The organism is Streptomyces sp. DSM 120436 (assembly GCF_055778765.1).
This window is the reverse complement of sequence record NZ_JBSKBS010000001.1, coordinates 3,490,178-3,513,090: the sequence shown is the minus strand read 5'-3', so window position 1 is coordinate 3,513,090 and position 22,913 is coordinate 3,490,178. Positions and strand designations below refer to the sequence as shown.

The following is a 22,913-nucleotide window of genomic DNA, read 5'->3' as shown; positions in this document are numbered from 1 at the left end:
GTGTGATGTTCGCCGCTCCGGCCCACGGGGGTGGGCAGTTACGTTACCCGCAAGTAGCATGGGGCGTAAGCAAGCGCTCAGCATCCCGTACCTGGAGGAGAGCCATCGTGCCTCGTACCGTCAGGGACGTCGTCTTCGTCGACGGCGTCCGTACCCCGTTCGGCAAGGCGGGCCCGAAGGGCATCTACCACGAGACCCGCGCCGACGACCTGGTCGTCAAGGCGATCCGGGAGCTGCTGCGCCGCAACCCGGGCCTCGACCCGAAGAAGATCGACGAGGTCGCCATCGCCGCGACCACGCAGATCGGCGACCAGGGCCTGACCATCGGCCGCACGGCGGGCATCCTCGCCGGCCTGCCGCAGTCCGTGCCGGGCTACTCCATCGACCGCATGTGCGCCGGCGCGCTGACCGCCGTCACCACGGTGGCCGGCTCCGTCGCCTTCGGCGCGTACGACGTCGCCATCGCGGGCGGTGTCGAGCACATGGGCCGCCACCCGATGGGCGAGGGCGTGGACCCCAACCCGCGGTTCGTCTCCGAGAAGCTGGTCGACGAGTCCGCCCTGTTCATGGGCATGACCGCGGAGAACCTGCACGACCGGTACCCGCAGATCACCAAGGTGCGCGCCGACGAGTACGCGGTCCGCTCCCAGGAGAAGGCCGCCAAGGCGTACGCCAACGGCAAGATCCAGGCCGACCTGGTGCCGGTCTCGGTGCGCCGCACCAACCCCGAGGGCGGCGAGACCGGCTGGGGCCTGGTCACCGCCGACGAGCCGATGCGTCCGGGCACCACGCTGGAGAACCTGGCGACCCTCAAGACGCCGTTCCGCGTCCACGGCCGGGTCACCGCCGGCAACGCGGCCGGTCTGAACGACGGCGCCACCGCCTCCGTCATCGCCTCCGAGGACTTCGCCCGCGAGAACGGCCTGCCGGTCAAGATGCGCCTGGTCGCCTACGCCTTCGCCGGCGTGGAGCCCGAGGTCATGGGCTACGGCCCGATCCCGGCCACGGAGAAGGCGCTCGCCCAGGCGGGCCTGTCCATCTCCGACATCGGCCTGTTCGAGATCAACGAGGCCTTCGCCGTCCAGGTCCTCGCGTTCCTGGACCACTACGGCATCGCCGACGACGACGAGCGCGTCAACCAGTACGGCGGCGCCATCGCGTTCGGCCACCCGCTGGCCTCCTCCGGCGTCCGGCTGATGACGCAGCTGGCCCGCCAGTTCGAGGAGCAGCCGCACGTCCGCTACGGCCTGACCACCATGTGCGTCGGCTTCGGCATGGGCGCGACGGTCATCTGGGAGAACCCGCACTTCGAGGGGGACAAGTGAGCACCACCGCAGAGCTTCTGAAGGGTGCGGCCGAGCTGTTCCCCGGCGAGGTCGTCACCAGCGCGCACGTACGCCACTTCGACCTGCCGCTGGGCGCGGGCCGGTTCGCGCTGATCACGCTGGACAACGGTCACGACCACACCAAGCCGACCACGCTCGGCCCGCAGTCGCTGGCGAACCTGGACGCCGCGATCGACCAGGTCGAGAAGGAGGCCGCGGACGGCGACATCGTCGGCGTCGGCGTCACCGGCAAGCCGTTCATCTTCGCGGTCGGCGCCGACCTCAAGGGCGTCGAGCTGCTGAAGCGCCACGAGGACGCGCTGGCCATCGGCAAGGGCGGCCACGACGTCTTCAAGCGGCTGTCGAAGCTGGCCGTGCCGACCTTCGCGTACTACAACGGCGCCGCCATGGGCGGTGGCGTGGAGATCGGTCTGCACTGCACCTACCGCACGGTGTCCGCGGCGCTGCCCGCGTTCTCCCTGCCCGAGGTCTTCCTCGGCCTGGTGCCCGGCTGGGGCGGCTGCACCCTGCTGCCGAACCTGATCGGCGCCGAGAAGGCCGTCTCGGTCATCATCGAGAACAGCCTCAACCAGAACAAGCAGCTCAAGGGCGTGCAGGTCTACGAACTCGGCATCGCGGACGCGCTGTTCGAGGGCGCGGACTTCCTGGAGCAGTCGCTGATCTGGACCGCGTCCGTCCTCAAGGGCGAGATCGCGGTCGAGCGCCCGGCGATCGACCGCGGCGAGGCCTGGGACCAGGCCGTCGCCAAGGGCCGCTCCGCCGCGGACTCCAAGGTGCACGGCGCGGCCCCGGCCGCCTACCGCGCCCTGGACATCATCGCCGCCGCCAAGGACGGCGACCTGCAGAAGGGCTACGACGCCGAGGACCAGGCGCTCGCCGACCTGATCATGGGCGGCGAACTGCGCGCCGGAATCTACGCGTTCAACCTGGTGCAGAAGCGCGGCAAGCGCCCCGCGGGCGCCCCGGACAAGAACCTGGCACGCCCGGTCACCAAGGTCGGCGTCGTCGGCGCCGGTCTGATGGCCTCCCAGCTCGCGCTGCTGTTCCTGCGCCGCCTCGAGGTGCCGGTCGTGCTGACCGACATCGACCAGGAGCGCATCGACAAGGGCGTCGGCTACGTCCACGCCGAGATCGACAAGCTGCTCGGCAAGGGCCGGATCAACCAGGACAAGGCCAACCGCCTCAAGGCGCTGGTCACCGGTGTGCTGGACAAGGCCGAGGGCTTCGCGGACGCCGACTTCGTCATCGAGGCGGTCTTCGAGGAGATGGGCGTCAAGCAGCAGGTGTTCGCGGAGGTCGAGGCGGTCGCCCCGGCGCACGCGATCCTCGCGACCAACACCTCGTCGCTGTCGGTGACCGAGATGGCGTCGAAGCTGAAGCACCCCGAGCGGGTCGTCGGCTTCCACTTCTTCAACCCGGTCGCGGTCCTGCCGCTCCTTGAGATCGTCCGCGGCGAGAAGACCGACGACGCGGCGCTGGCCACGGCGTTCGGCGTCGCCAAGAAGCTGCGGAAGACCGCGGTGCTGGTGAAGGACGCCCCGGCGTTCGTCGTGAACCGCATCCTGACCCGCTTCATGGGCGAGATCCAGAACGTCATCGACGAGGGCACGCCCGTCGAGGTCGCGGAGAAGGCGGTGGAGCCGCTCGGCCTGCCGATGTCCCCGCTGGTCCTGCTGGAGCTGGTCGGCCCGGCCATCGGCCTGCACGTCTCCGAGACCCTGCACCAGGCGTTCCCGGACCGCTTCACGGTCTCCCCGAACCTGAAGGCGGTCGTGGAAGCCGGCAAGCGCGGCTTCTACGTCTACGACTCCGGCAAGCCGGAGCTGGACCCGGAGGTCGCCGCGCTGCTGCAGCAGGGCGACACCGTCCTCACCGAGGAGCAGGTCCGCGAGCGGGTGCTGGACGCGGTGGCCCAGGAGATCGGCCTGATGCTCGACGAGGGCGTCGTCGCCGAGGCCCAGGACATCGACCTGTGCCTGATCACCGGCGCCGGCTGGCCCTTCCACCTGGGCGGCGTCACGCCGTACCTGGACCGCGAGGGCGTCTCCGAGCGGGTGAACGGCAAGCGGTTCCTGGAGCCGGGGGTGGCGTCGGTTCCGGCGTGACACGGCGGTGAGGGGTGAAGGGGGTCTCCGCCTGCGGGCGGGGGCCCCCTTCCTCATGCGTGGCTCCTCAGCGGGCGCCGTCGTAGGAGAAGGGGGAGGCCGCGCCGGCCGAGAGCCCGAGGACCGTGAAGGGAACCGGGGCGGCCGGCGACTCCGCGCCGCTCGCGGTCACGGCGAACACGTCGACGAAGTGGGCGCCCTCGCCCCAGGACCAGCCGGAGTCCCAGGTCCACGTCCCGTCCGGGGCCACCACCGCGCCGCCCAGGACGACGCCGTTCTCGCGGAAGCCGACCTGCGCCGCGCCCGGCGCGGACCCCCTGAACACCACGCGGGCGTCCCTGACCTGCTCGTGCACCCCCGGTTCCGTCACCACCGGCGCGGCCGCGTCGCCCGCGGGCTGTGCGCCGCTCCGCGGCATGACGGGCGCGTCGACGGCGACGAAGGAGGCCTCGGTCCGCTCGGAGTGGAAGCCCTGTGCGTCCACGGAGAACAAGCGGATCAGATGCCTGCCCTTCTTCCAGGGCCGGTTCGGCTCCCACGACCAGCTGCCGTCGGGGGCCACGGACGGCGAGGCCAGGAACTTGCCGTTCTCCCACAGACTCACCCGGACGGCACCGGGGGCGACGCCGGAGAGGCGCACCGCGGAGACCGGCACCTCCTCGTTGAAGGCGGGGGCACGGACCAGGGGCGGCTGAAAGCTCTCCCGCCCCTTCAGCTGGGACGTCGAGGCCAGGTACGCGTCGATGGCGGACCTGTCCCGGTCCGGCTCCTCGTAGCCGTTGCGCACGAACCCCAGACGGGGGGGTGTCCCGTCGGCCAGCAGGTTGGCGATGCCCATGAGGGCGGGGACGTTGCGCCGGGTGACCTGGGTGTGATCGGTGATGAACGGGGACTCGCTGAACAGGAAGTTGAAGTTGCCGTAGTCCCGGAACAGTCCGAGGAACGGCTCCACCTGAACGGGGTACTGCTCGTCCTGGGGCGAGGAGAGCAGGTAGATGTTGGCGTCCCGGTTGGCCTCCGCCCGCACCAGGTCGGGCAGGACGGCGTCGAGTGCGCGGACGTTCTCGTGCGGCACGCCTTCGCCCATCATGTAGGCGGCGACCTTCGGGTGCACGGTGCTCACGTACGTGCCGACGAGGAACTGGGGCACGATGGAGACGATGTTCCGGAAGCCGTAGCGCAGTCCGAAGTACAGGGCGGCGCTGCCGCCCTTGGAGCCGCCCCACATGGTGACGTCGGCCGGGGACAGTGACAGCGCCTCCATGACGTTGAAGATCAGGGTGGCGACGGACCGCTCCAGGGAGAAGTCCATCTGCTTGCACAGGTAGTAGCTGTTCATCCCGTCGAACCGGTCGCGGATCCACAGGACATTGGCGCGGACGTTGTCGAAGACGCCGTTGGACCACCCGTAGTCGTCGGGCGCGGAGAAGTTGGCGAAGACGACGACAAGGTGCCTGTTGCCGTTCTTGGCATGGGCGAACCGGTACTCCACGGGGAACGCCCCCGAGGCTTCGATCCCGTTGAGCAGGTGCCGCCCGGTCGTGGGTGCCTTGGACATGTACGGACTCACTCTCAGGGTTTTTGGCTGGTCGTGGGCGGATCGGTCATGATGGCCGGATGCTCCGACGTCCCGTTTCCGCGGTCCGCGCGCCGGGACGTCGTCTGCTCGCCGTCCTGGTGCCGGTTCTCGCCCTGGCAGGACTCGCCGTGGCGACACACGCGCGGACCGGGACGGAACCGGTCCCCTCCCCCGCCGAGACCGGCACGCTCACCGTGGCGACCTGGAACATGTGCGCAGTGCGGCAGTGGAACTGCGCCGGCACGGGCGGCCATGACGCCAAGCGGGAACGGACGGAACGCCTCGTCACCGAGTCCGGGGCCCGGGTACTGCTTCTGCAGGAGACCTGCGAGGCCGACGTGGAGGCGGTGCGCGACTCCCTCGGGCCGTCCTGGCACACGGCGTTCCGGGCCTACACGTGGCGCGGGTCCGACGGGCGCCGGTCCACGGTCCGCTGCGGGACGGGCGGCCGAGGAGCCGCGGGGTACGCCCTCGTGTCGGCGTATCCGCTGACGGACGTGCGCACGGTGCCCGCGCCGCAGCCGGACACCGGAGTGCAGCGCGGCATCCTCTGCGCGTTCGTCGCGGCGCACGAGGTCACGGTGTGCACCGCGCATCTCACCCCGCACGGCGGCGACGGGGCGCCGGCGGAACGGGACTTCCGCGGCGGTCAGCTGAGGGCGCTGGCGGACGCGGTGCCCGAGCGGCGGACCGTGTACGGCGGCGATCTCAATGTGGACCCGCCGGGGAAGCACAACCCGGACTCCTGGGTCTGGCCGGAGCGTCCGTACGGCGCGCACCGGGAGTGCGACGACAGCCCGGCCCGGGCGACCCACGACTCCCGGCACAAGCTGGACTACCTCTTCACCGGGCTGCCCCGCACCGGCTGCCGGGTGGTCGACACGGGGGCCTCCGACCACCGGGCTCTGGTGATCCGGGTCGACACCCGTACCGGCTGAGACGGCACGGCGGCGACCGCCGCCCGGTCCGCCGGGAACGGCGCCGGGCGGAGCCGTCGGCGTCACACGATCACGCCTTGACGGCTCCGGTCGTCGGCAGGCGGGATGGACGGCTGCGGGGGCCCGGTGTGCTGCCCGGCGGAAGGCTGGGAGGGGACCCCGCCGACCAGACCCGTGGACGGGTGCCGGCCGGTGAACCACTGCGACCTGCTCCCCTGCACGGGCGTCATCGGACGTCCCGCCTGCCGCACGTCGACGGTGCCGACCGCCGGCGCCCGCGCCGCCTCCTGCCGCAGGTCTCCTCCCGCGACGAGCATGCGGTCCGCGAGCCGTGCGGCGGCGTAACCGTCGTCCAGGTCGCAGAAATCGCGCTGGAACCGGTCGTACCGCTCGGCGTAGAGGTCCTGGATGCGGTCGATGTCGCGGACGGCCGCCACCAGTTCCTGCGACGTGTGGAGGAGGGGGCCGGGGGCGTCGGTCTCGAAGTCGAAGTAGAAGCCGCGCAGGGTGTCGCGGTAGTGGTCCAGGTCGTAGGTGAAGAAGAGGATGGGCCGCCCCGTGTTGACGTAGTCGAACATCAGGGAGGAGTAGTCCGTGATCATCACGTCGGTGATCAGCGAAAGGTCGGCCATGTCCGGGTAGTCGGAGACGTCGAAGACGAATCCGTCACCGGCGCCCGGCACCGGGTCCACCACGTTGGGGTGACGGCGCACCATCAGAACGTGGTCGGACCCGAGTTGCGCACGCGCCGCTTCCAGGTCGATCCGGAAGTCCAGCTTGTACTTGCCGGGCGCGTAGAACTGGTCGTCGCGCCAGGTCGGCGCGTACAGCACGATCCGCTTGCCCTCCGGCAGTCCGATCCTGCGGCGTATCTGCTGCTCCTGGGCCTCCGTGCCGGGGCGGCGCAGGATGTCGTTGCGCGGGTAGCCGCTCTCCACCATCTCGCCGGGGAAGCCGAAGGCGCGCCTGAGGATCGGGGTGGAGAAGCTGTTGGGAGACACGAGCATGTCCCAGTTCTGCACCTCCTTCTCCACCCGTTCCAGGTAGCGCTGGTCGGCGAAGTGGATCGACTCGATGTCGTGGCCGATCTTCTTCAGGGGCGTGCCGTGCCAGGTCTGTACGACGATCTGGCCGTCCCGCTTCTTGAACCAGTCCGGGAGGTGGTTGTTGGCGACGACGTACCGGCTGGTGGCGAGCGCCTCGTACCACTGTGGCGACCACATCCGGACGGGCGTCGCCGTGGGCGGCACCTGCACCTGGTCGTCGCGCACCACCCACAGGTGCTCGAGGCCGACACGGCGGCGCACGAGCTCCTCGTGCAGGGCCCGGGGGCTGTCGGAGTACTGGGTGCCCTTGAAAGCGTCGAACAGCACGGCGTCGCGCACCGGCTTCCGGCGGGCCTCGGGGTAGGCCTTCGTGCGCAGCAGCTTCTGCCGGTAGGGACCGCGGGCGTGGTCGGGCATGGCCGAATGGACGAGCAGCGACAGCCGGTCGTAGGACTCGGCCTGCATCTCGTAGCGCCGTTCGCTCCGCTCGTACTCCTGCGGGAACGCCCTGACGAGGTCCTGGTCGATCTTCACCATCAGGTCCTCGAGGCGGTCCTCGCGCGCCACGGCGGACAGGTCCTGGCGGCGCAGGAAGAAGTCCCACCGTCCGGCCGCCAGCGGGATGTCCCCTGCCAGGGTCCGCATGGCGGCCGGCGTCAGCACGGAGCGGAACTCGTAGCCGTCCCAGCTGAGCGGCACGGCACGCTCCGCCCCGTGTGCGCGCGAACGGACCACCAGGTGGGCGGCGTGGTACTCCTCCTCGGTCAGCCCGTCGGCGGCCAGGTAACGGCCCCGGATCTCCAGGGAGCCGTCCTCGTGCCACGCGCACCGCGTCGCGAGGGGGAGGGTGGCGCGTTCGAAGAGCACGAGATAGCCGGACCCGTTGCGGTGGACGACGACCTCGCGGTCGCCCTCCCCGGTCTGGAGCGACGCGGGCATCCGGTAGTGCCCGTCCGTCGCGTCCTCCGCCATGACCGGGTAGATGGTCATCTTGCGGCCCTCGACGTGGAAGGTCGTCTTCCATCCGTTGCCGCCCATGCCCCAGGACTGCGGCACGTCCGCGTCCGTCGCGGCGTGCGCGCGGGACTTCGGGACGAGGCTGCGGAGCGGGACCCTGGTGGAGAAGGTGCACCATCCGTCGCCGCCGGGGGTGAAGCGCACCCGTGCGTCGTGCCGGCCGGCCCCGTTCAGGCTGGTGACCCGGAACTTGCCCCATTCCGGCACCTTGGGGCCCAGGTAGACGCCGCGCAGCTCCAGCTCGTCGCCGACGAGACGGTGCTGCGTGATGCGACAGCGGACGACCTCGACGCGGAGCTTGAGCTTGCCCTGGACGAAGACCGGGAGGACCCTCGTGTTCTTGTCGACGTACCGGTAGGGCGGGTTGGCGGCGGAGCCCGCGCCCCCTCGGTCGATGCCCCGGTACCGGAACAGTCCGCGGCTGAGGACGCCGGCGGCCACGTCCCAGGTGCCCTCGACCCACTGCCCCTTGCGCTTGAGACGCGTGGTGTCGATCCGCGACTCGAACCCGGCCCAGTCGTAGCAGTAACGATTCTGCATACTGTCCTCGGTGGCGCGCGGCGCGTACACCGTCTTCGCCGGGGTGACCATCATGCGGCCCTGCTTCTTGTTCCGCAGGGCGATGGCCTTCACCGACATGTGCTTCTTGTGCACGTTGATGAACCGGACGTAGGCCGTTCCCGCCAGGACGAGCGTGTCGGACCGGTCGTCCCACCGGGCGTCCGACAGCGAACCGTGGAGGGAGAACTCCTTGTCCAGCCGGTAGGCCTTCTTGTCGAGACCCACCGCCCGGTCGCCGAGGTGGGGGTAGTTCAGGTAGCGGCGGAACCGCCGCTGCACGGGCATGGGGCCACCGCGGCGCTCGAACTCGATGACCTCGAGGAGCTCGGCCAGGCGCCGCTCGCGCACCAGCAGCCACTTGACCCGGGCGTCCGCGGGCAGCTCGTCGATGATGGTCAGATCGGTCTCGTCCAGGAACTCGTTGGCCCACCGCACGAACGAGTCGCGGTACTCCTCGTCGGCGTCCGGGAGCACCTTCAGGTGCAGCATGAGGTCCGACTTCAGGCACGCGAAGTCGTACTTCCGCTTGCTCTCCGCGTACGCCTTGGCGTCCTGCGCGCCGAGGAAACGGCTCACGGACCGCACCGCCGCGACCCGGTCGCGCAGGTTGGACAGTTCCGAGTGCCGCTGCGTGATGGACGGGGCCGCGCCGCCCTCCCGGCGGCGCCAGAAGTAGACGACGTCCGAGATGACGTCGACCTTCCTGGCGGCGAAGTGGGCGTACATGTTCACCCACGAGTCCTCGTACATCACGCCTTCGGGGAACTCGATGGCGTGGCCGTCCCAGAAGGAGCGGCGGAACAGCTTGTTCCAGACCGTGCGGTCGTAGATCAGCGCGTCGAACCTCGTGATGTGCGTGCCGCGGCGGCTCTTCTGCATCGGGCCCTTGTGCAGGGGGGACTGCCACTTCTTGGTGGAGTTCATCATCTGCACGTTGCCCGAGACGAAATCCGCCTCGGATTCCTCGAGCGTGCGCACCAGGAGCTCGTACGCGTACTCGGGGATGACGTCGTCACCGTCCACGAAGGCCAGGAACTCCGACGCGGGGTGGGTGTTGCGCAGGCCCACGTTGCGCGCGTGGCCCGGACCGTGGGCGTGCTGGCGCACGAGGCGGAAACGGGGGTCGGCCGCACAGAAGTCGCCGGCTATCCGTACCGAACCGTCCGTGGACCCGTCGTCGACGAGGACGACCTCGAAGTCGCGGAACGACTGGCGCGCGATGGACTCCAGGCATTCGGCCAGATAGGCCTCGACGTCCTGAAAGGGCACGACGACACTCAGGCGCGGTCGGACCACCAACTCGTACTCCTGCCAAGACAATTCGTCCCCCGGACTTCAACGGTCCGCGCTGGACGCCCACCCCGTTGCGCGGTTCACGGCGACACCTCCGCCGCACCGCTCCGACACCCCCCGGCCTCGTGGACTTTTCTGCACACGGGCCACAGGTTTCACACATATTAAGCCACCCTTAACGGTGGTCAAGACTGATGCACCATGCACTCGACGCCCTGACGCGCTGGTCCCCCACTGGCGGTGGAGCGGGAACCGCTGCTTATAGTTCTCCCCCTGACGTGATCGCATCAGTGGACCGGTCCTCCCCCCACCCGGGCCCTGCCGCTCCGCGGCGCGGAGCCCGTGAGGAGAGGAACCGCACACATGGCACACAGCACCACCACGGAGCCTCGGCATGCCGAGCCGGAGGGCGGTGGCGGACGCCGCGGGTCCGGGCGGCCCCGGCGCCGCTGGGGCCGCATCGTCCTGCTGTCGCTGGTGCTGCTGCTGCTCGCGGTGGGCGGCACCGGGTACTGGCTGTACAGCGGCCTGAACGGCAACATCACGGGCCTGGACCTGGACGAGGCCCTGGGTCAGGACCGTCCGGAGAAGCTGCCGACCTCCGGGCAGAACCTGCTGGTGCTCGGCTCGGACTCGCGCGCCGGCAAGAACGCCGATCTGGGCACCGGCAGCGTGCCGGGGGCCCGGTCGGACACCGCGCTGGTCGTGCACATCCCCGAAGGGCGGCGCGAGGCCGTCGCCGTGAGCATCCCGCGTGACACGCTCGTCACGCGCCCGGAATGCGCCAAGCCGGACGGCTCGGTGCTCCCCGCCGCCGACCGCGTCATGTTCAACTCGGTCTACTCCACGGCCGGCCCGGCCTGCGTGGTGAAGACGGTCGAGAAGATGTCCGGCGTCCGCATGGACCACTACATGGAGATCGACTTCGCCGGTTTCAAGGGGCTGGTCGACGCGATCGGCGGTGTGACCGTGACCGTCGACGAACCCATCAAGGACGAGTCCAGCGGCCTGGACCTGAGCGCCGGCACCCACAAGCTGGACGGCACCCAGTCCCTGGCGTTCGTGCGCACCCGGCACGGCGTCGGCGACGGCAGCGACCTGGGCCGCATAGGTCTTCAGCAGCAGTTCATGATCGCCCTGCTGTCCGAGGTGAAGCGGCAGGACCTGTTCGGCAGCCCCACCAGGACGTACGAGATCGCCGACACACTGACCTCGGCGCTGACCACCGACTCCGAACTGGCCTCGCTGACCGCCCTGGCCGAGTTCGCGCGCAGCATGAACGGGGTCGACCCCTCCACCATGGAGACGGTCATGCTCCCGGTGGCGTACGACAAGGCCGACCCGAACCGGGTGGTGGCCGCTCAGCCCCAGGCCGGCCAGTTGTGGGAAGCGGTGCGCACCGACTCGGACATTCCCGAGTCCGCGAAGAAGTCGCCCGCCACGGGCGGCTGACCCGCCACGGCGCCGCGGGGGCGCGCCCGTTCAGCTCCCGAGCGTGGTCCACCGGGTGAGCGCGAGGCCGTCGCCGTCGCCCTGCCGGGCGACCCGCGGCCTGCCGTCGGCGTCGATCAGGGCCATCACCACACGGCCCCGTCCGTCCAGCGCCAGGGCCGGGGCGCCCTGGCAGGTCTCGGCCAGCTCGTACCACCAGAACCCGTCGGTCTCGTTCTCGGTCCCGCCCATGCCGAGCACGACCGCCCCGCCACGGCCGCGGTAGGCGAGGACGGTGCAGTCGTAGCCGTCCAGCGAGGTGCGGAGCACCGCGTACGGGCGCTCGGCCGGAGTGCCCCCCAGAGCGGCCGGCCAGTCGCCGGCCCGCCAGGCCACGGCGCCGTCGGTCTCGGTGTCCGTCCAGAAGAACGTGGCACGGCCGGGGCCCGTCTCCAGAGCCGCGACCGTGCCCGGCGCGGGACGCAGGGAGAAGGCGCGGGGACCGGTGAAGTCGCCGCCGGGCCCGGACTGCCGCCAGACCAGCACGCCCGTCTCCGTGGCGGCGCACACCTCGATCCGTCCGTCGGTCAGCGCGATCGCCGCGGGCGGACCGTGGACCGCGCCGCCGGGCAGGTGCTCCCAGGCCCGCCAGGTGCCGTTCGGCGTCTCGCGCCGGAGCTTCAGTCCGCCCCGGTCGCCGGGGACGAAGACGTGCACGCTGCCGTCCCGTGCCACGGCCCCGGCCGGTTCGACGGGCACGGACTCCGGGTGCGGGTTGCCGAGGGAGCGCCAGTCGGTGATGGCGAGTCCGGTCTGGTACTGCACGGCGTGCACGAGGTCGACGCTCCGTGCGCCGTCGGCGCCGGCCCGTTCCCTGCGGCCGAGGAAGTGCACGTAGGCGTCGGCTCCCTGGAGCACCGTGAGACGCGTGAGGCCGGGCACCGGCACGACGTGCGGGCCGGTCCAGTCAGGGCCGCCGACGGTCCTCTCCGACCAGCGCACGAGGCCGTCCGGGGCCGGCGCGTACAGCGTCAGCTTCCCGTCCTTGCCCCGGGTGAGCCAGTTCCCCTGAGCCGCTCCGACGGCGGGCCCGGGGTGCTCCGCGTCCTTGCGCCCGCCCTCGACGGGAGTGCCCGTGGGACGTGCCGGCCTCTTCCCCATCGTCTGGTGAAACCTTCCTGCAGCCCGCCGCATCACCGACACGGAACCGTGGGATCCTGCCCATCATAGGTGCGCTGTTCACCGGTGGCGCGTGCCGCGTCCGACGGCTCCGCCTTCGCACCTCCGGCGCGTGGCGTCCACGGGCGGACGGGCCCGTCCACGGAGGGACGAAGCCGTCCAGCCGGCCCTCCCCGGCATCTCGTCCCCGGCCCGCTCAGACCTCCCGCCACCCCTCCAACGCCAGCCCCGGCTCCTCCTTGCGCCGGGTGACGCGGAGGGTGGCGGTGGCGGGGTCGAGGGCGGCGGCGACGAGGGTGCCGAGGGCGTCGACGGCCAGGCCGACCAGCGCGCCGGACGGGAGGGGCGGGCCGGACTCGGTCCACCAGGCGCCCGCCTGCTCCTGCTCCGTGGGGTACGCGGCGAACGCCACCCGGCCGCTCGCCGAGCGCTGGGCGAGCACCGTGCAGTCGTGCCCGTCGATCTCGCAGCGCACGGCCGCGACCGGGCCGGGACCCGCCGCCCGGAGCAGCGGCACCGGCTTGCCGCCGGGGCGCCAGGCGCACAACTCGCCGTCCTGGTCGGTGAAGAAGAGGGTGGTCCGCTCGGCGGACGTGCGCAGCGCGCGCAGGGTGCCGGGGCGGGCGGCCGCCTCGGCCGTCTCGTCCCGCGTGGGCGTCCTGCCGGGCTCCTCCTGACGCCAGTGCAGGATCCGGTCGGGCGTGGCCGCGTACACCTCGACCAGGCCGGAATCCCGGACGGCGGCGGCGATCTGGTCCTGGACACCGGATCCCCTGAGGTCCCGCCACGGGTACCAGCCGCCCCGCTCCTTCTGCACCAGGAGGCTGACCCCGCCGCCCGCGTTGCGCACGAAGACGTACGCGCGCCTGCGGTCGTCGACGGCCACGGCGGGCGTGCCCGTGCGGTCGCCGCGGCCGTTGGGATGGCCGACCGGGGACCAGTCGAGCGGGGCGAGCAGCGGGCGGAAGTGGGTGGAGTGCACCAGACGGGACTCCCCCGGCCCGGCCGGCCGCCAGGCGGCCAGGTGGGCGTACCCGTCGGCGCCCTGTCCCACGGCCGCGGGTCCCTGCCGGAGCCCCAGGTCGCCGCCGGCCCGGCGGAAGGGCTCCCAGGGGCCGCCGGGGGCGAGTTCCGCGCGGCACAGGACGGCGTCGTCCGAATGCAGATAGACGGTGAGGCGGCCGTCGCGGCCGCGGAGAAGCCAGTCGCCGTTCACCTGTTCACCTTACGCACCGCGGTCCGCGCCGCGGGCGCGGGGATCCCGCCGTACGGCCTCCCCCGCGGGGGACCGCCCGGGCGTGCGTGGGACCCTGCCCCTATGAAAGAGGCCGGTTCCCCGCTCGTGATCGTCGACGCCGCGAACGTCGTCGGGTCGGTGCCCGACGGGTGGTGGCGGGACCGCCGGGGGGCGGCGGAGCGGCTGCGGGACCGGCTGGCGGCCGACGGGCTGCCCGGTCTCCCGGGCCCGGTGGAGATCGTCCTCGTGGTGGAGGGCGCCGCCCGGGGCGTGGAGTCCGTGCCCGGCGTGCGGGTGGACCCGGCTCCCGGCAGCGGGGACGACCGGATGGTGGACCTCGTGGCGGCGGCGGGCGGGCGTCCGGTCCTCGTCGTCACCGCCGACCGTGAGCTGCGCCGCCGGGTGACGGCGCTGGGCGCCGACGTCACCGGGCCGCGCTCGGTGCCCCGCTGAGAGGTGCGGCCGTCCTCGGCGCCGGGCCGGGCGCCGAGGACGGCCGCGCTCCCGGCTACTCCCCCTGCTGCTCCCCCGGCTGCTCCTCGCCGGCCCCGAGGCCGAGGCGCTGGTGCACCAGGCGGGCGAAGTGCCCGAGGGTGCGGCCGGTGGCCAGGTCGGCCGGGGCGAGGCGGACGTCGAACAGGTCCCTCGCCTGGACCAGGAACTGCATGCCGAGCAGGGAGTCCAGACCGTAGTCGGTGACGTTGTGCGCCGCGTCCAGGCCCGACGGGTCGGTCTGGAGGACCGTCGCGAGGAGCTGGGTGAGCGTCTCGGTGATCTTCTCCACGGCCTCCTCGGCGGACAGCCCGGCCAGGGTGCGCAGCAGTTCGTCACGGGCGTCCGGGGAGGCCACGCCGGTGGCCGGGGCCAGCCGGGCGAACCGGGGGGTGGCCAGCGCGGGCAGCAGGTGGCGTGCGGCTCCCCAGCGGTAGCGGCCCACCCCGGCGACGTCGGTCCCGGCGGCCAGCAGGCGTCCGGCCGTGTCCAGGGCCTCGCCGGGGGCGAGGAGTTCGAGGCCGCGTTCGGTCATCGCGGACTCCATCCCGGTGCGCGCGACGTACCCGGTGCCGCCGATCGGCCCCCAGGCCAGGGCCGTGCCCGGCCGGCCGGCGGCGCGGCGGGCCCGGGCGAGCGCCTCCAGGTACGCGTTGGCCGCCGCGTAGGCGGCCTGCCCCGGATTGCCGATGGCGGCGGACACGGACGAGTGGGCGAGGAACAGGTCCAGGTCGCGGCCCGCGGTGAGGCGGTCGAGGAGGGCCGCGCCGCCCGCCTTGGGCGCCAGCACGGCGGCGAACCGCTCGTCGGTGAGGTCGGCGAGCGCCGCGTCGTCCAGGTGCATGGCCGCGTGCACGACACCGCGCAGGGGGTGCCCGCCGGCCTCCACGGCGTCGACGATCCGGCGCAGCGCGGCCTCGTCGGTGACGTCGGCGGCGTGGACGGTGGCCCGTACGCCCCGTTCGGTGAGGTCCCGGAGCAGGGCGGGCGCCTCGGGCGCGTCGGGGCCCCGGCGGGAGACCAGGGCCAGGTGCCGGGCGCCCAGGTCGGCGAGGCGGCGGGCGGTGGCGGCGCCGAAGCCGCCCGTGCCGCCGGTGACCAGGTAGGTGCCGTCGCCGTCGAGGCGGAGGGCGCCGGGCGCGGGCTCCACCGGGACGGGTTCGTCGAGCGGGTCGAAGGTGACCACGACCTTCCCGGTGTGCCGGGAGTGCTGGAGGAGGTGGAACGCCTCGTCGACCCGGGCGGCGGGGTGGGCCGTGTGGGGCAGCGGCCGGTAGGCGCCGGCGTCGACCAGGGCGCCGAAGTCCTCGATGAGCCGGGAGCGCAGGGCCGGGGCGTCGATGACGGCGTCGAGGTTGAAGCCGATGAAGGTGAGGCTGCGGTCGAACGGGCGCAGGGTGAGCGGGTTGTTGCGGAAGATGTCCCGCTTGCCGAGCTCGATGAAGCGGCCGTTGGGGCGGAGCAGGTCGAGGCCGCGGGCGATGGCCTCGCCGCTGAGGGAGTTCACCACGACGTCCACGCCCCGCCCGCCGGTGAGTTCGCGCACCTTCGGGACGAAGTCCAGGCTGCGGGAGTCGAGGACGTGGTCGGCGCCGAGCGTGCGCAGCAGGTCCCGCTTGGTCTCCGTGCCGGCGGTGGCGATGACGCGGGCGCCCTGCCGGCGGGCGCACTGGAGGACGGCGAGGCCGACCGCCCCGGCCCCGCCGTGCACGAGGACGGTCTCGCCTTCCGTGAGACGGGCCTGGTGGACCAGGGTGTGGTGGACGGTCAGGAAGGCGACGGGGAAGGTGGCGGCCTCCGCGAAGCTCATCGCGTCGGGGATGCGGACGACGGCGGCCGCGGGGGTCGTCGTGTGGGAGGCGAGGGCGGCCGGCATGAGGCCGGTGACCCGGTCGCCGGGCCGCAGTCCGCGCACGTCGGGTCCGACGGCGTGCACGATGCCCGCACCGTCGGTGCCGAGCCCCCTCGCGAGGGGGCTGCCCTCCACCGCCTCGGGCGGCAGCAGACCGTTGGCGCGCATGGGGTCGCGGTAGTTCAGGGCCACGGCCCGCAGCTCGACGGTCACCTCGCCCGGTCCCGGTACCGGCAGCTCCGTCTCGCGCCAGACCAGCCGCCGGTGCAGGCCGGGGTCGCGGACCTCCAGGACGTACGGCGTGCCGCCCGGGACGGCCGGGGCCTCGCCCGCCGGGTGCTGCACCTGCCGGGGGACGAACCGCCCTCCCCCGGTCAGCACGACCTCGTCCTCGCGGGCGCCCGGGTCGTCGTCGGCGGTGGCGAGGAGTTCCCCGGCGAGACGCCGGGCGTCGGCGACGGGGTCGCCGGTGCGGTGGCAGGACAGACGCCGCAGGCTCAGGTCGGGCCGCTCGTTGGCGAGGGTGCGGCAGGCCGCCCAGACGGCCGCGTCGCCCGGGTGGGCCGGCTGCTCGGGGGCCGGGAACAGGCCGGTGGGCCGCGTCACCAGCCACACCTGGGGCTGCGTGCGGCCCTCGGCGGACGCGCAGGCGGCGGCCAGGGAGCGCAGCAGGGCGGCGCGGCGGACGGTCCGCGGGACGGTGTCGTCAGGGCCGGGCTCCGCGAGCAGCAGGACGACGCGCGGGCCGGTGCCGGCGGGGAGCGTTCCGCGCCAGGCGGCGGGGTCGTCGGGTGCGGTGACGACGGCGGCCCCGTCGAGCAGGGCGGCCAGTTCCCGCGCGGTCGCCGTCTCGGTGCCGTCCTCGACGGCGACCACCCAGGGGGCGGGGCCCGCGGGCGTACGGGGCGGCTCGGTGGCGGCCTGCGCCGTGGTCTGCGCCGTCCGGGGGGCCTCGACGGCACCCTCGGAAGCGTCCTCCACCGTCCCGGACGCCCCGTCACCGCCCGCTGCGGCGGCCTCCCGCTCCCGAGGTGCGGCGGCGAGGAGCAGGCTGCGGTCCTCCGGGCCGTGCTGGACGACGCCGGTGAAGCCGCACTCCTCCAGCAGCGGCGCCCACCGGTCGCGGGGCAGGACGCGGCAGGCGGGGCGCAGCGCGCGGTCGTCGCGCTCCCAGAAGTCGTTCAGCATGCCGGACCGCAGCGCCTGGAGCACGGCGTCGTGGGGTTCGGCGGCCAGCAGGTGGCCGCCGGGGGTGAGCACGGTGCGCAGCCGGCGCAGGGTCGCGGCGACGTCGGTGGTGGCGTGCAGGGCGTCGCCCGCGAGGACGAGGTCGAAGCCGCCGCGCGGCAGGCCCTGGGCGAGGAGGTCGCTGTCCGGGTCCAGGGCGCGGTACTCGGTGAAGTCGTAGCGGGCGAAGCGGTGTTCGGCGCGGGCGAAGCCGCTGTCGACGGGAGCCGTGCAGAGGTACCGCGTGCGGTCGGCGGGGAGCACGGGCAGGACCGCGGCGGTCAGGGCGCCGGTGGTGGCGCCGATCTCCAGGACGCGCAACGGCCGGTCCGCGGGCCAGCGTTCGACGAGGGCGCCGAGCACCGCCTGCACGGCCCGGTGGGTGTAGCGGTGGGCGGGGCCGGTCTCGTGGAGCTGGTCGAGGGTGCTGTCGCCGGGCGGCAGGAGGCCGGCCGCGTCGGTCACGCCCCGCACCACCTCGGGCAGGCGGCGCAGTTGCCGGTTGAGCAGGAGGGTCTCGGCGCCGTGGCCGGGGTGGTCCTCCACCAGCGTCCGCAGCACGGTCCCGGGCGCCTCGCCTGCGCCGGTCAGCCACCAGTGGTCGCCGTCCTGCCGGGCCAGGCCGTGCGCGGCCAGCAGCGGCAGCATGAGGCGGGCCGCCCGCCGGTGCCGGGGCTGCATGCCGCCCGTCACCAGGTCGGCGACGGTGAAGGGGGCGCCGGGGTCGGTGAGCAGGCCGCGCAGGGCGGCGGCCCAGCAGTGGGCGCCGGCGCGTGCGGCGGCGGCGACGAAGCGGTGGTGGCCGGTGTCGTCCAGGGCGGCCCGTGCGGCGGTGAGGCGGGGCGCGGCGGCGCGGGCCAGTTCGGCGGGGGCGGGCAGCGGGCCGGGGTCCGCCGGGGCGCCCGGGTGCGGGGCGGCGCGGAGCACGGTGCGCTGGACGGTGAGCGGGGTGTCCCCGGTCAGGTGGCCGCGGCGGGTGAGGCAGCCGTCGATCTCGGCGGTGACGGTTCCGTCGGGGTCGGCGTAGGTGATGTCCCAGCACATCTCGTTGGCGCTGCGGGAGCGCCGGCGCAGGTGGACGATCCCGGTGGGCGAGGGGGTGCGCCAGACGCGGACGGCGCCGAACACGGTGGGCAGGAACGCGGCGGACTCCGCGGTCGGTCCGGCGAGGGCGACGGTGGCCTGGAGCGGGGCGTCGAGCAGGACCGGGTGGGCGGTGTGGGCGGCGGCGTCGTGCCGCAGCCGGTAGGAGACGAGGACCTCGCCGTCGCCGGCGTCGACGCGCTCGATGAGCTGGAAGCCGGGGCCGCAGTTCAGGCCGATGGCGTGGCAGGCGCGGTAGAACTCGGGGCCGTCCAGGGTGCGTGCGCAGCGGGCGCGCAGCGCGTCGACGTCGAGCGGACCCGGTGCGGCGCCGAGCAGGCTGCGGACCTGGGCGCGGACGACGGGCCGGCACTCCCCGTGGTGTTCCTCGCGGACGCTGACGGTGAGCGCGCCGTCGTCGGGGGTGACGGCGGTCTGGAGGGCGACCGGGGTCGGGTCGGGCCACGGCACGGACAGCGGCCGGCCGATCTCCAGGTGCCGCACCTCCACGGGCCGGTCCAGGGCCAGCCGGCCCGCGCTGAGCGCCATGTCGACGTAGGCGGCGGCCGGCATGAGGACGTCGTCGCCGATCCGGTGGTCGCCGAGCCAGGGCACCAGCTGCGGTTCGACGGTGCCGTGCCACACCGGGTGTGGGGCGGGCATCCGCTCGCCGACGAGGGGGTGGTCGAGCAGGCCGTTGCCGCTGGTGCCGCTGATCAGGCCCTGCGGGGTGCCGTGCCAGTACCGCTGCCGCTGCCAGGGGTAGGCGGGCAGGTCGGCGACGCGGCCCTGGCGGGGGAAGTGCGCGCGCAGGTCCGCGCCGGGCACGGCGGCGAGGACGGCGGCGACCGCGGCGGCCGTCTCGCGGGGGCCGTCGCCGTCGCGGTGCAGGGTGGGCACGCAGGTGGCGCCGGTGCGGCGCAGGTAGGGGCGGAGCACCGGGTGCGGGCCGATCTCCACGAGGGTGCCGGCGTGGCCGTCGGTGAGGCGGGCGGCGGCCTCGGCGAACCTGACCGGTTCGCGCACGTTGCGCCACCAGTAGCAGGCGTCCAGTTCGGGCCCGTCCAGGAGGGTGCCGGTGACGGTGGAGAGGAACGGGACGCGGGCGGGGGCGGGGGCGAGTCCGTCCAGCGCGGCGAGCAGCGGCTCGCGGAGGGGGTCCATGGCCCGGCTGTGGAAGGCGTAGTCGAGGCCGAGGTCGCGGAAGAACACGCCGCGGGCGGTGAGCTCCGCGCCCCAGGCGGCGAGCGCGTCGGCGTCTCCGGCCACGGTCACGTCCCGGTCGCTGTTGACTCCCGCGATCTCCAGGGAACCGTCGTGGCGGGCCAGTTCCTCACGGGCCCGTTCCTCGGGCAGGCCGACGGCGGCCATGCGGCCCCGGCCGGCGGTGGTGCCCTGGGTGCGGCTGCGTTCGGCGATCACCAGCGCGGCCTGCTCCAGAGTGAGGATGCCGGCGGCGTGGGCGGCGGCGACCTCGCCGACGCTGTGCCCGGCCACCGCGCCGGGCCGCACCCCGTACGAGGCGAGCAGCGCGGTGAGCCCCACCTGCAGGGCGAACAGGGCGGGCTGGGCGATCTCCGTGCGCTGCCAGGCACGGGGGGAGGGGTGGGCCAGTTCCTTGGCGACGGAACGGGCCAGGTGCGGGGCGAGGGCCGCGTCGGCCTCCTCGACGGCCCGGCGGAAGACCGGTTCGGATCCGAGCAGGTCGGCGCCCATGCCGGGCCACTGGGAGGCGTTGCCGGAGTAGACGAACGCGGTGCCTTCCCGCTCGCTCATCCGGACGACGGCGCCGCGGGCGGGTTCCGCGGCCGCCAGGAGGTCGAGCTGCCGGGCGGCGTCCGCCGGGTCGGCGGCCAGGACGGCGGCGCGGTGCGGGTGGGCGGTGCGCCGTACGGTGCTGGTGCGGGCCAGGTCGTAGAACTCCCCCGGGTCCGCGGCCCGCAGCCGTTCGGCCATGCGGCCGGCCAGTTCCCTGAGCGCGGCGCCGGAGCGCGCGGACACCATCAGCGGCAGCGGGCGTCCGGGCCCGTCGGGCTCCGGCTGCGGTGCGGCTGGCGGCGGGACGACGACGGCGTGGGCGTTGGCCCCGCCGAAGCCGAAGGCGCTCACGCCGACGGCCGCCCGCTCGTCGTCCGGTACGCGGACGGGCTCGACGGCGGGGGCGAGGTTCAGGCCGTCGAAGTCGATGCGGGGGTTGAGCGGGAGGGCGTGCAGGGACTTCGGGACGAGCCGGTGGCGCAGCACCAGGATCGCCTTGAGCAGGCCCGCCATGCCGGAGGCGGGCTCCAGGTGGCCGAGGTTGGACTTCACCGAACCGATCGGCAGCGGGCCGCGGCCGCGCCGCCGGCCGAGGGCGCGGCCGATGGCCTCGGCCTCCGCGGGGTCGCCGGCCTGGGTGCCGGTGCCGTGCGCCTCGACGTACAGCAGGTCGTCGGGGCCGACGCCGGCCCGTGCGTACACCGCGTGCAGCAGCGCCTCCTGCGTCTCGGCGCTGGGCACGATCATGCCGGTGCTGCGGCCGTCGGTGTTGTTGCCGGTGGCTGCGAGCACGGCGTGGATCCGGTCGCCGTCCGCGACCGCGTCGGCGAGGCGCTTGAGGACGAGGACGGCGCCGCCCTCGGCGCGGACGAAGCCGTCGGCGTCGGCGGAGAAGGCCGCGCACCGCCCGCGCCGGGACAGCATGCCGGCGTACGAGAAACCGGCGAACGAGTAGGGGCTGGTCAGGACGTTGACGCCGGCGGCGAGCGCGACGCGTCCGGTGCCCTCGTGCAGGGTGCGGCAGGCGCGGTCCAGGGCGACCAGGGCGGAGGAGCAGGCGGTGTCGACGGCCATGCTGGGGCCGCGCAGGTCGAAGGCGTACGACAGGCGGTTGGCGGTGATGGACAGGGTGGCGCCGGGCATGGTGTGCGGGCTGGTGTGGTCCGGCGTCATCGACAGGCCGACGCCGTACGCGGGGTCGGAGACGCCGACGTACACGCTGGTGTCCGACCCGGCCAGCGACTCGGCGGGGACGCCGGCGTCGTCGAGGGCCTCGGCGGCCATCTCCAGCAGGAGCCGCTGCTGCGGGTCGACGTGCCGGGCCTCGGCGGGCGACATGCCGAAGTAGGCGGCGTCGAAGGAGGCCACGTCCGGCAGGAAGCCGCCGGCGGCGGTGTAGCTGCGGCCCGGACGGACCGCTCCCGGGTCGACCGTCCGGTCCCTGGGGAAGCGGTCGGCGGGCATCTCGGTGACCATGTCCCGCCCCTCGCGCAGCACGGACCACAGCCCGTCCAGATCGGTGACGCCTCCCGGAAGCCGGCAGCCGATCCCCACCACCGCCACGGCTCGTTCGCACTGCTGCATCGCCAAGTCCCCGTCCTCTCACGCCTGTTGCCGACCTTCGTGAGCGGAGTAGAGAACATCCCGGTTCGAAAACGCCAGCGGGGCCCACTCGTTGGGGTGAAGATGAGTGCCCTGAGGGCTTTTGGGCCTGACGGGTGATGTCGTCGCCGCTACGGTGACCCGGTGCCCGAAGCCCTGCGTGCCCGCATCGCGGCCGTCACCGCCCATCTGCCGTCCCGTTACCGGACCATGGAGGAGATCCGTGCCCGGATCGCCGCGACCGGCGGCTACGCGCCGCCCCCCGGCCTGCTGGAGGACCTCACCGGGGTGCGCGGCGTCCATGTGCACGAGGACGGCGAGAACGCCTCCGACCTCGCCGTGGCCGCCGCCCGCCAGGCGCTCGACGAGGCGGGACTGAAGACGGGCGACGTCGACCTGCTGCTGTTCGCGTCCACCGCGCAGGACCTGATCGAGCCCGCCACCTCCCACCTCGTCGCGGCCAAACTGGGCGCCACCTGCCCGGTGTTCGACGTGAAGAACGCCTGCAACAGCGTCCTCAACGCGATGGAGGTGGCGACGTCGTTCATCGAGGCGGGCCGCTACCGCACGGTGCTGATCGCCTGCGGCGAGCCCGCCACCCTGGCGACCCGCTGGCACGCCCCCGACCGGCAGACCCTGCTGCGCGCCCTGCCGGGCTACACCGCCTCCGACGCGGGCGCGGCGATGATCCTCACCGCGGGACCGGCGGGCGACGGCGACCCCGGTGTGCTGTCGCTGCGGTTCGTCAGCAACTCCGCGGCCTGGGAGGCCTGCACGGTGGCCGGCGGGGGCAGCATGCACCACCTGTCGGTGCACGACGACCACACCACGCTGCGGCTCAACGGCGACCTGCGGCAGGGCGCCCTGGACGCGCTGCCGCGCATCCTCGAGACGGCGGCAAAGGAGCTGGGCGCGGTGTCGTCCTGCGCGTTCGTCGCCTTCCACCAGATCGCGATGCCGCAGTACCGGGAGACCCTCGAGATGTTCGGGCTGCCGGAGGACCGGTGCATGCCCGCGGTGGCCGAGCACGGCAACTGCGCGGCGGCCTCCCTGCCGTTGCAGCTGACGAAGGCGGTGCGCGCCGACCGGATCGAGCGCGGGGACCTGGTGGCGATGATCGGCCTGGCCAGCGGGTTCAGCTTCGGCCTGGCCCTGGTCCGGTGGTGA

11 protein-coding genes are annotated in these 22,913 nt (G+C 73.6%); 6 read left to right on the top strand and 5 right to left on the bottom strand.

The window, feature by feature from the left end; genetic code table 11:
- The first annotated feature begins 107 nt into the window (after window positions 1–107).
- Entirely contained in the window at window positions 108–1,325 is a 1,218-nt protein-coding gene (locus ACWH4W_RS15640) for a thiolase family protein (protein WP_471588724.1), read from the top strand.
- Window positions 1,322–3,451 (top strand): 3-hydroxyacyl-CoA dehydrogenase NAD-binding domain-containing protein, encoded by a 2,130-nt coding sequence (locus ACWH4W_RS15635; RefSeq protein ID WP_473076335.1) that lies wholly within the window; start codon window positions 1,322–1,324, stop codon window positions 3,449–3,451. Before ACWH4W_RS15640 ends, ACWH4W_RS15635 begins: the two co-directional genes overlap by 4 nt.
- Before the next feature lie 67 nt (window positions 3,452–3,518).
- Here the strand turns inward: ACWH4W_RS15635 and ACWH4W_RS15630 are convergent, their stop codons facing one another.
- Window positions 3,519–5,009 (bottom strand): hypothetical protein, encoded by a 1,491-nt coding sequence (locus tag ACWH4W_RS15630; RefSeq protein WP_473076334.1) that lies wholly within the window; start codon window positions 5,007–5,009, stop codon window positions 3,519–3,521.
- Window positions 5,010–5,068: 59 nt separating this feature from the next.
- Between ACWH4W_RS15630 and ACWH4W_RS15625 the strand changes: the two genes are divergently transcribed.
- Window positions 5,069–5,968, top strand: a complete 900-nt coding sequence (locus ACWH4W_RS15625; RefSeq protein WP_473076333.1) for an endonuclease/exonuclease/phosphatase family protein — start codon at window positions 5,069–5,071, stop codon at window positions 5,966–5,968.
- A gap of 62 nt (window positions 5,969–6,030) precedes the next feature.
- Here ACWH4W_RS15625 and ACWH4W_RS15620 read toward each other — a convergent pair whose 3' ends face one another.
- Entirely contained in the window at window positions 6,031–9,861 is a 3,831-nt protein-coding gene (locus ACWH4W_RS15620; protein WP_473076332.1) for a bifunctional glycosyltransferase/CDP-glycerol:glycerophosphate glycerophosphotransferase, read from the bottom strand.
- 387 nt (window positions 9,862–10,248) lie between these two features.
- Between ACWH4W_RS15620 and ACWH4W_RS15615 the strand changes: the two genes are divergently transcribed.
- Window positions 10,249–11,337, top strand: coding sequence for an LCP family protein (locus ACWH4W_RS15615; RefSeq protein WP_473076331.1), 1,089 nt, complete (start codon window positions 10,249–10,251; stop codon window positions 11,335–11,337).
- Window positions 11,338–11,367: 30 nt separating this feature from the next.
- On the opposite strand, the gene ACWH4W_RS15610 is transcribed toward ACWH4W_RS15615, so the two are convergent.
- Both ACWH4W_RS15610 and ACWH4W_RS15605 read right to left on the bottom strand, forming a co-directional pair.
- Window positions 11,368–12,477 carry a PLL family lectin gene (locus ACWH4W_RS15610; RefSeq protein ID WP_473076330.1) on the bottom strand — a complete coding sequence of 370 codons (1,110 nt, stop codon included), beginning with the start codon at window positions 12,475–12,477 and terminating at the stop codon, window positions 11,368–11,370.
- A 214-nt stretch (window positions 12,478–12,691) separates the two neighbouring features.
- Complete coding sequence (locus tag ACWH4W_RS15605) at window positions 12,692–13,711, bottom strand: hypothetical protein (RefSeq protein ID WP_473076329.1); 1,020 nt, start codon at window positions 13,709–13,711, stop codon at window positions 12,692–12,694.
- Between the two features lie 102 nt (window positions 13,712–13,813).
- Here ACWH4W_RS15605 and ACWH4W_RS15600 point away from each other — a divergent pair, with 102 nt between their 5' ends.
- A complete protein-coding gene (locus ACWH4W_RS15600; RefSeq protein ID WP_473076328.1) occupies window positions 13,814–14,185 on the top strand; it encodes a PIN domain-containing protein in 372 nt (123 codons plus the stop codon).
- A 55-nt stretch (window positions 14,186–14,240) separates the two neighbouring features.
- On the opposite strand, the gene ACWH4W_RS15595 is transcribed toward ACWH4W_RS15600, so the two are convergent.
- The gene (locus ACWH4W_RS15595) at window positions 14,241–21,728 is read right to left on the bottom strand and encodes an SDR family NAD(P)-dependent oxidoreductase (RefSeq protein WP_473077509.1); all 7,488 of its coding nucleotides are present in this window, start codon (window positions 21,726–21,728) and stop codon (window positions 14,241–14,243) included.
- Between the two features lie 162 nt (window positions 21,729–21,890).
- Here ACWH4W_RS15595 and ACWH4W_RS15590 point away from each other — a divergent pair, with 162 nt between their 5' ends.
- Window positions 21,891–22,913, top strand: coding sequence for a 3-oxoacyl-ACP synthase III family protein (locus tag ACWH4W_RS15590; protein ID WP_473076327.1), 1,023 nt, complete (start codon window positions 21,891–21,893; stop codon window positions 22,911–22,913).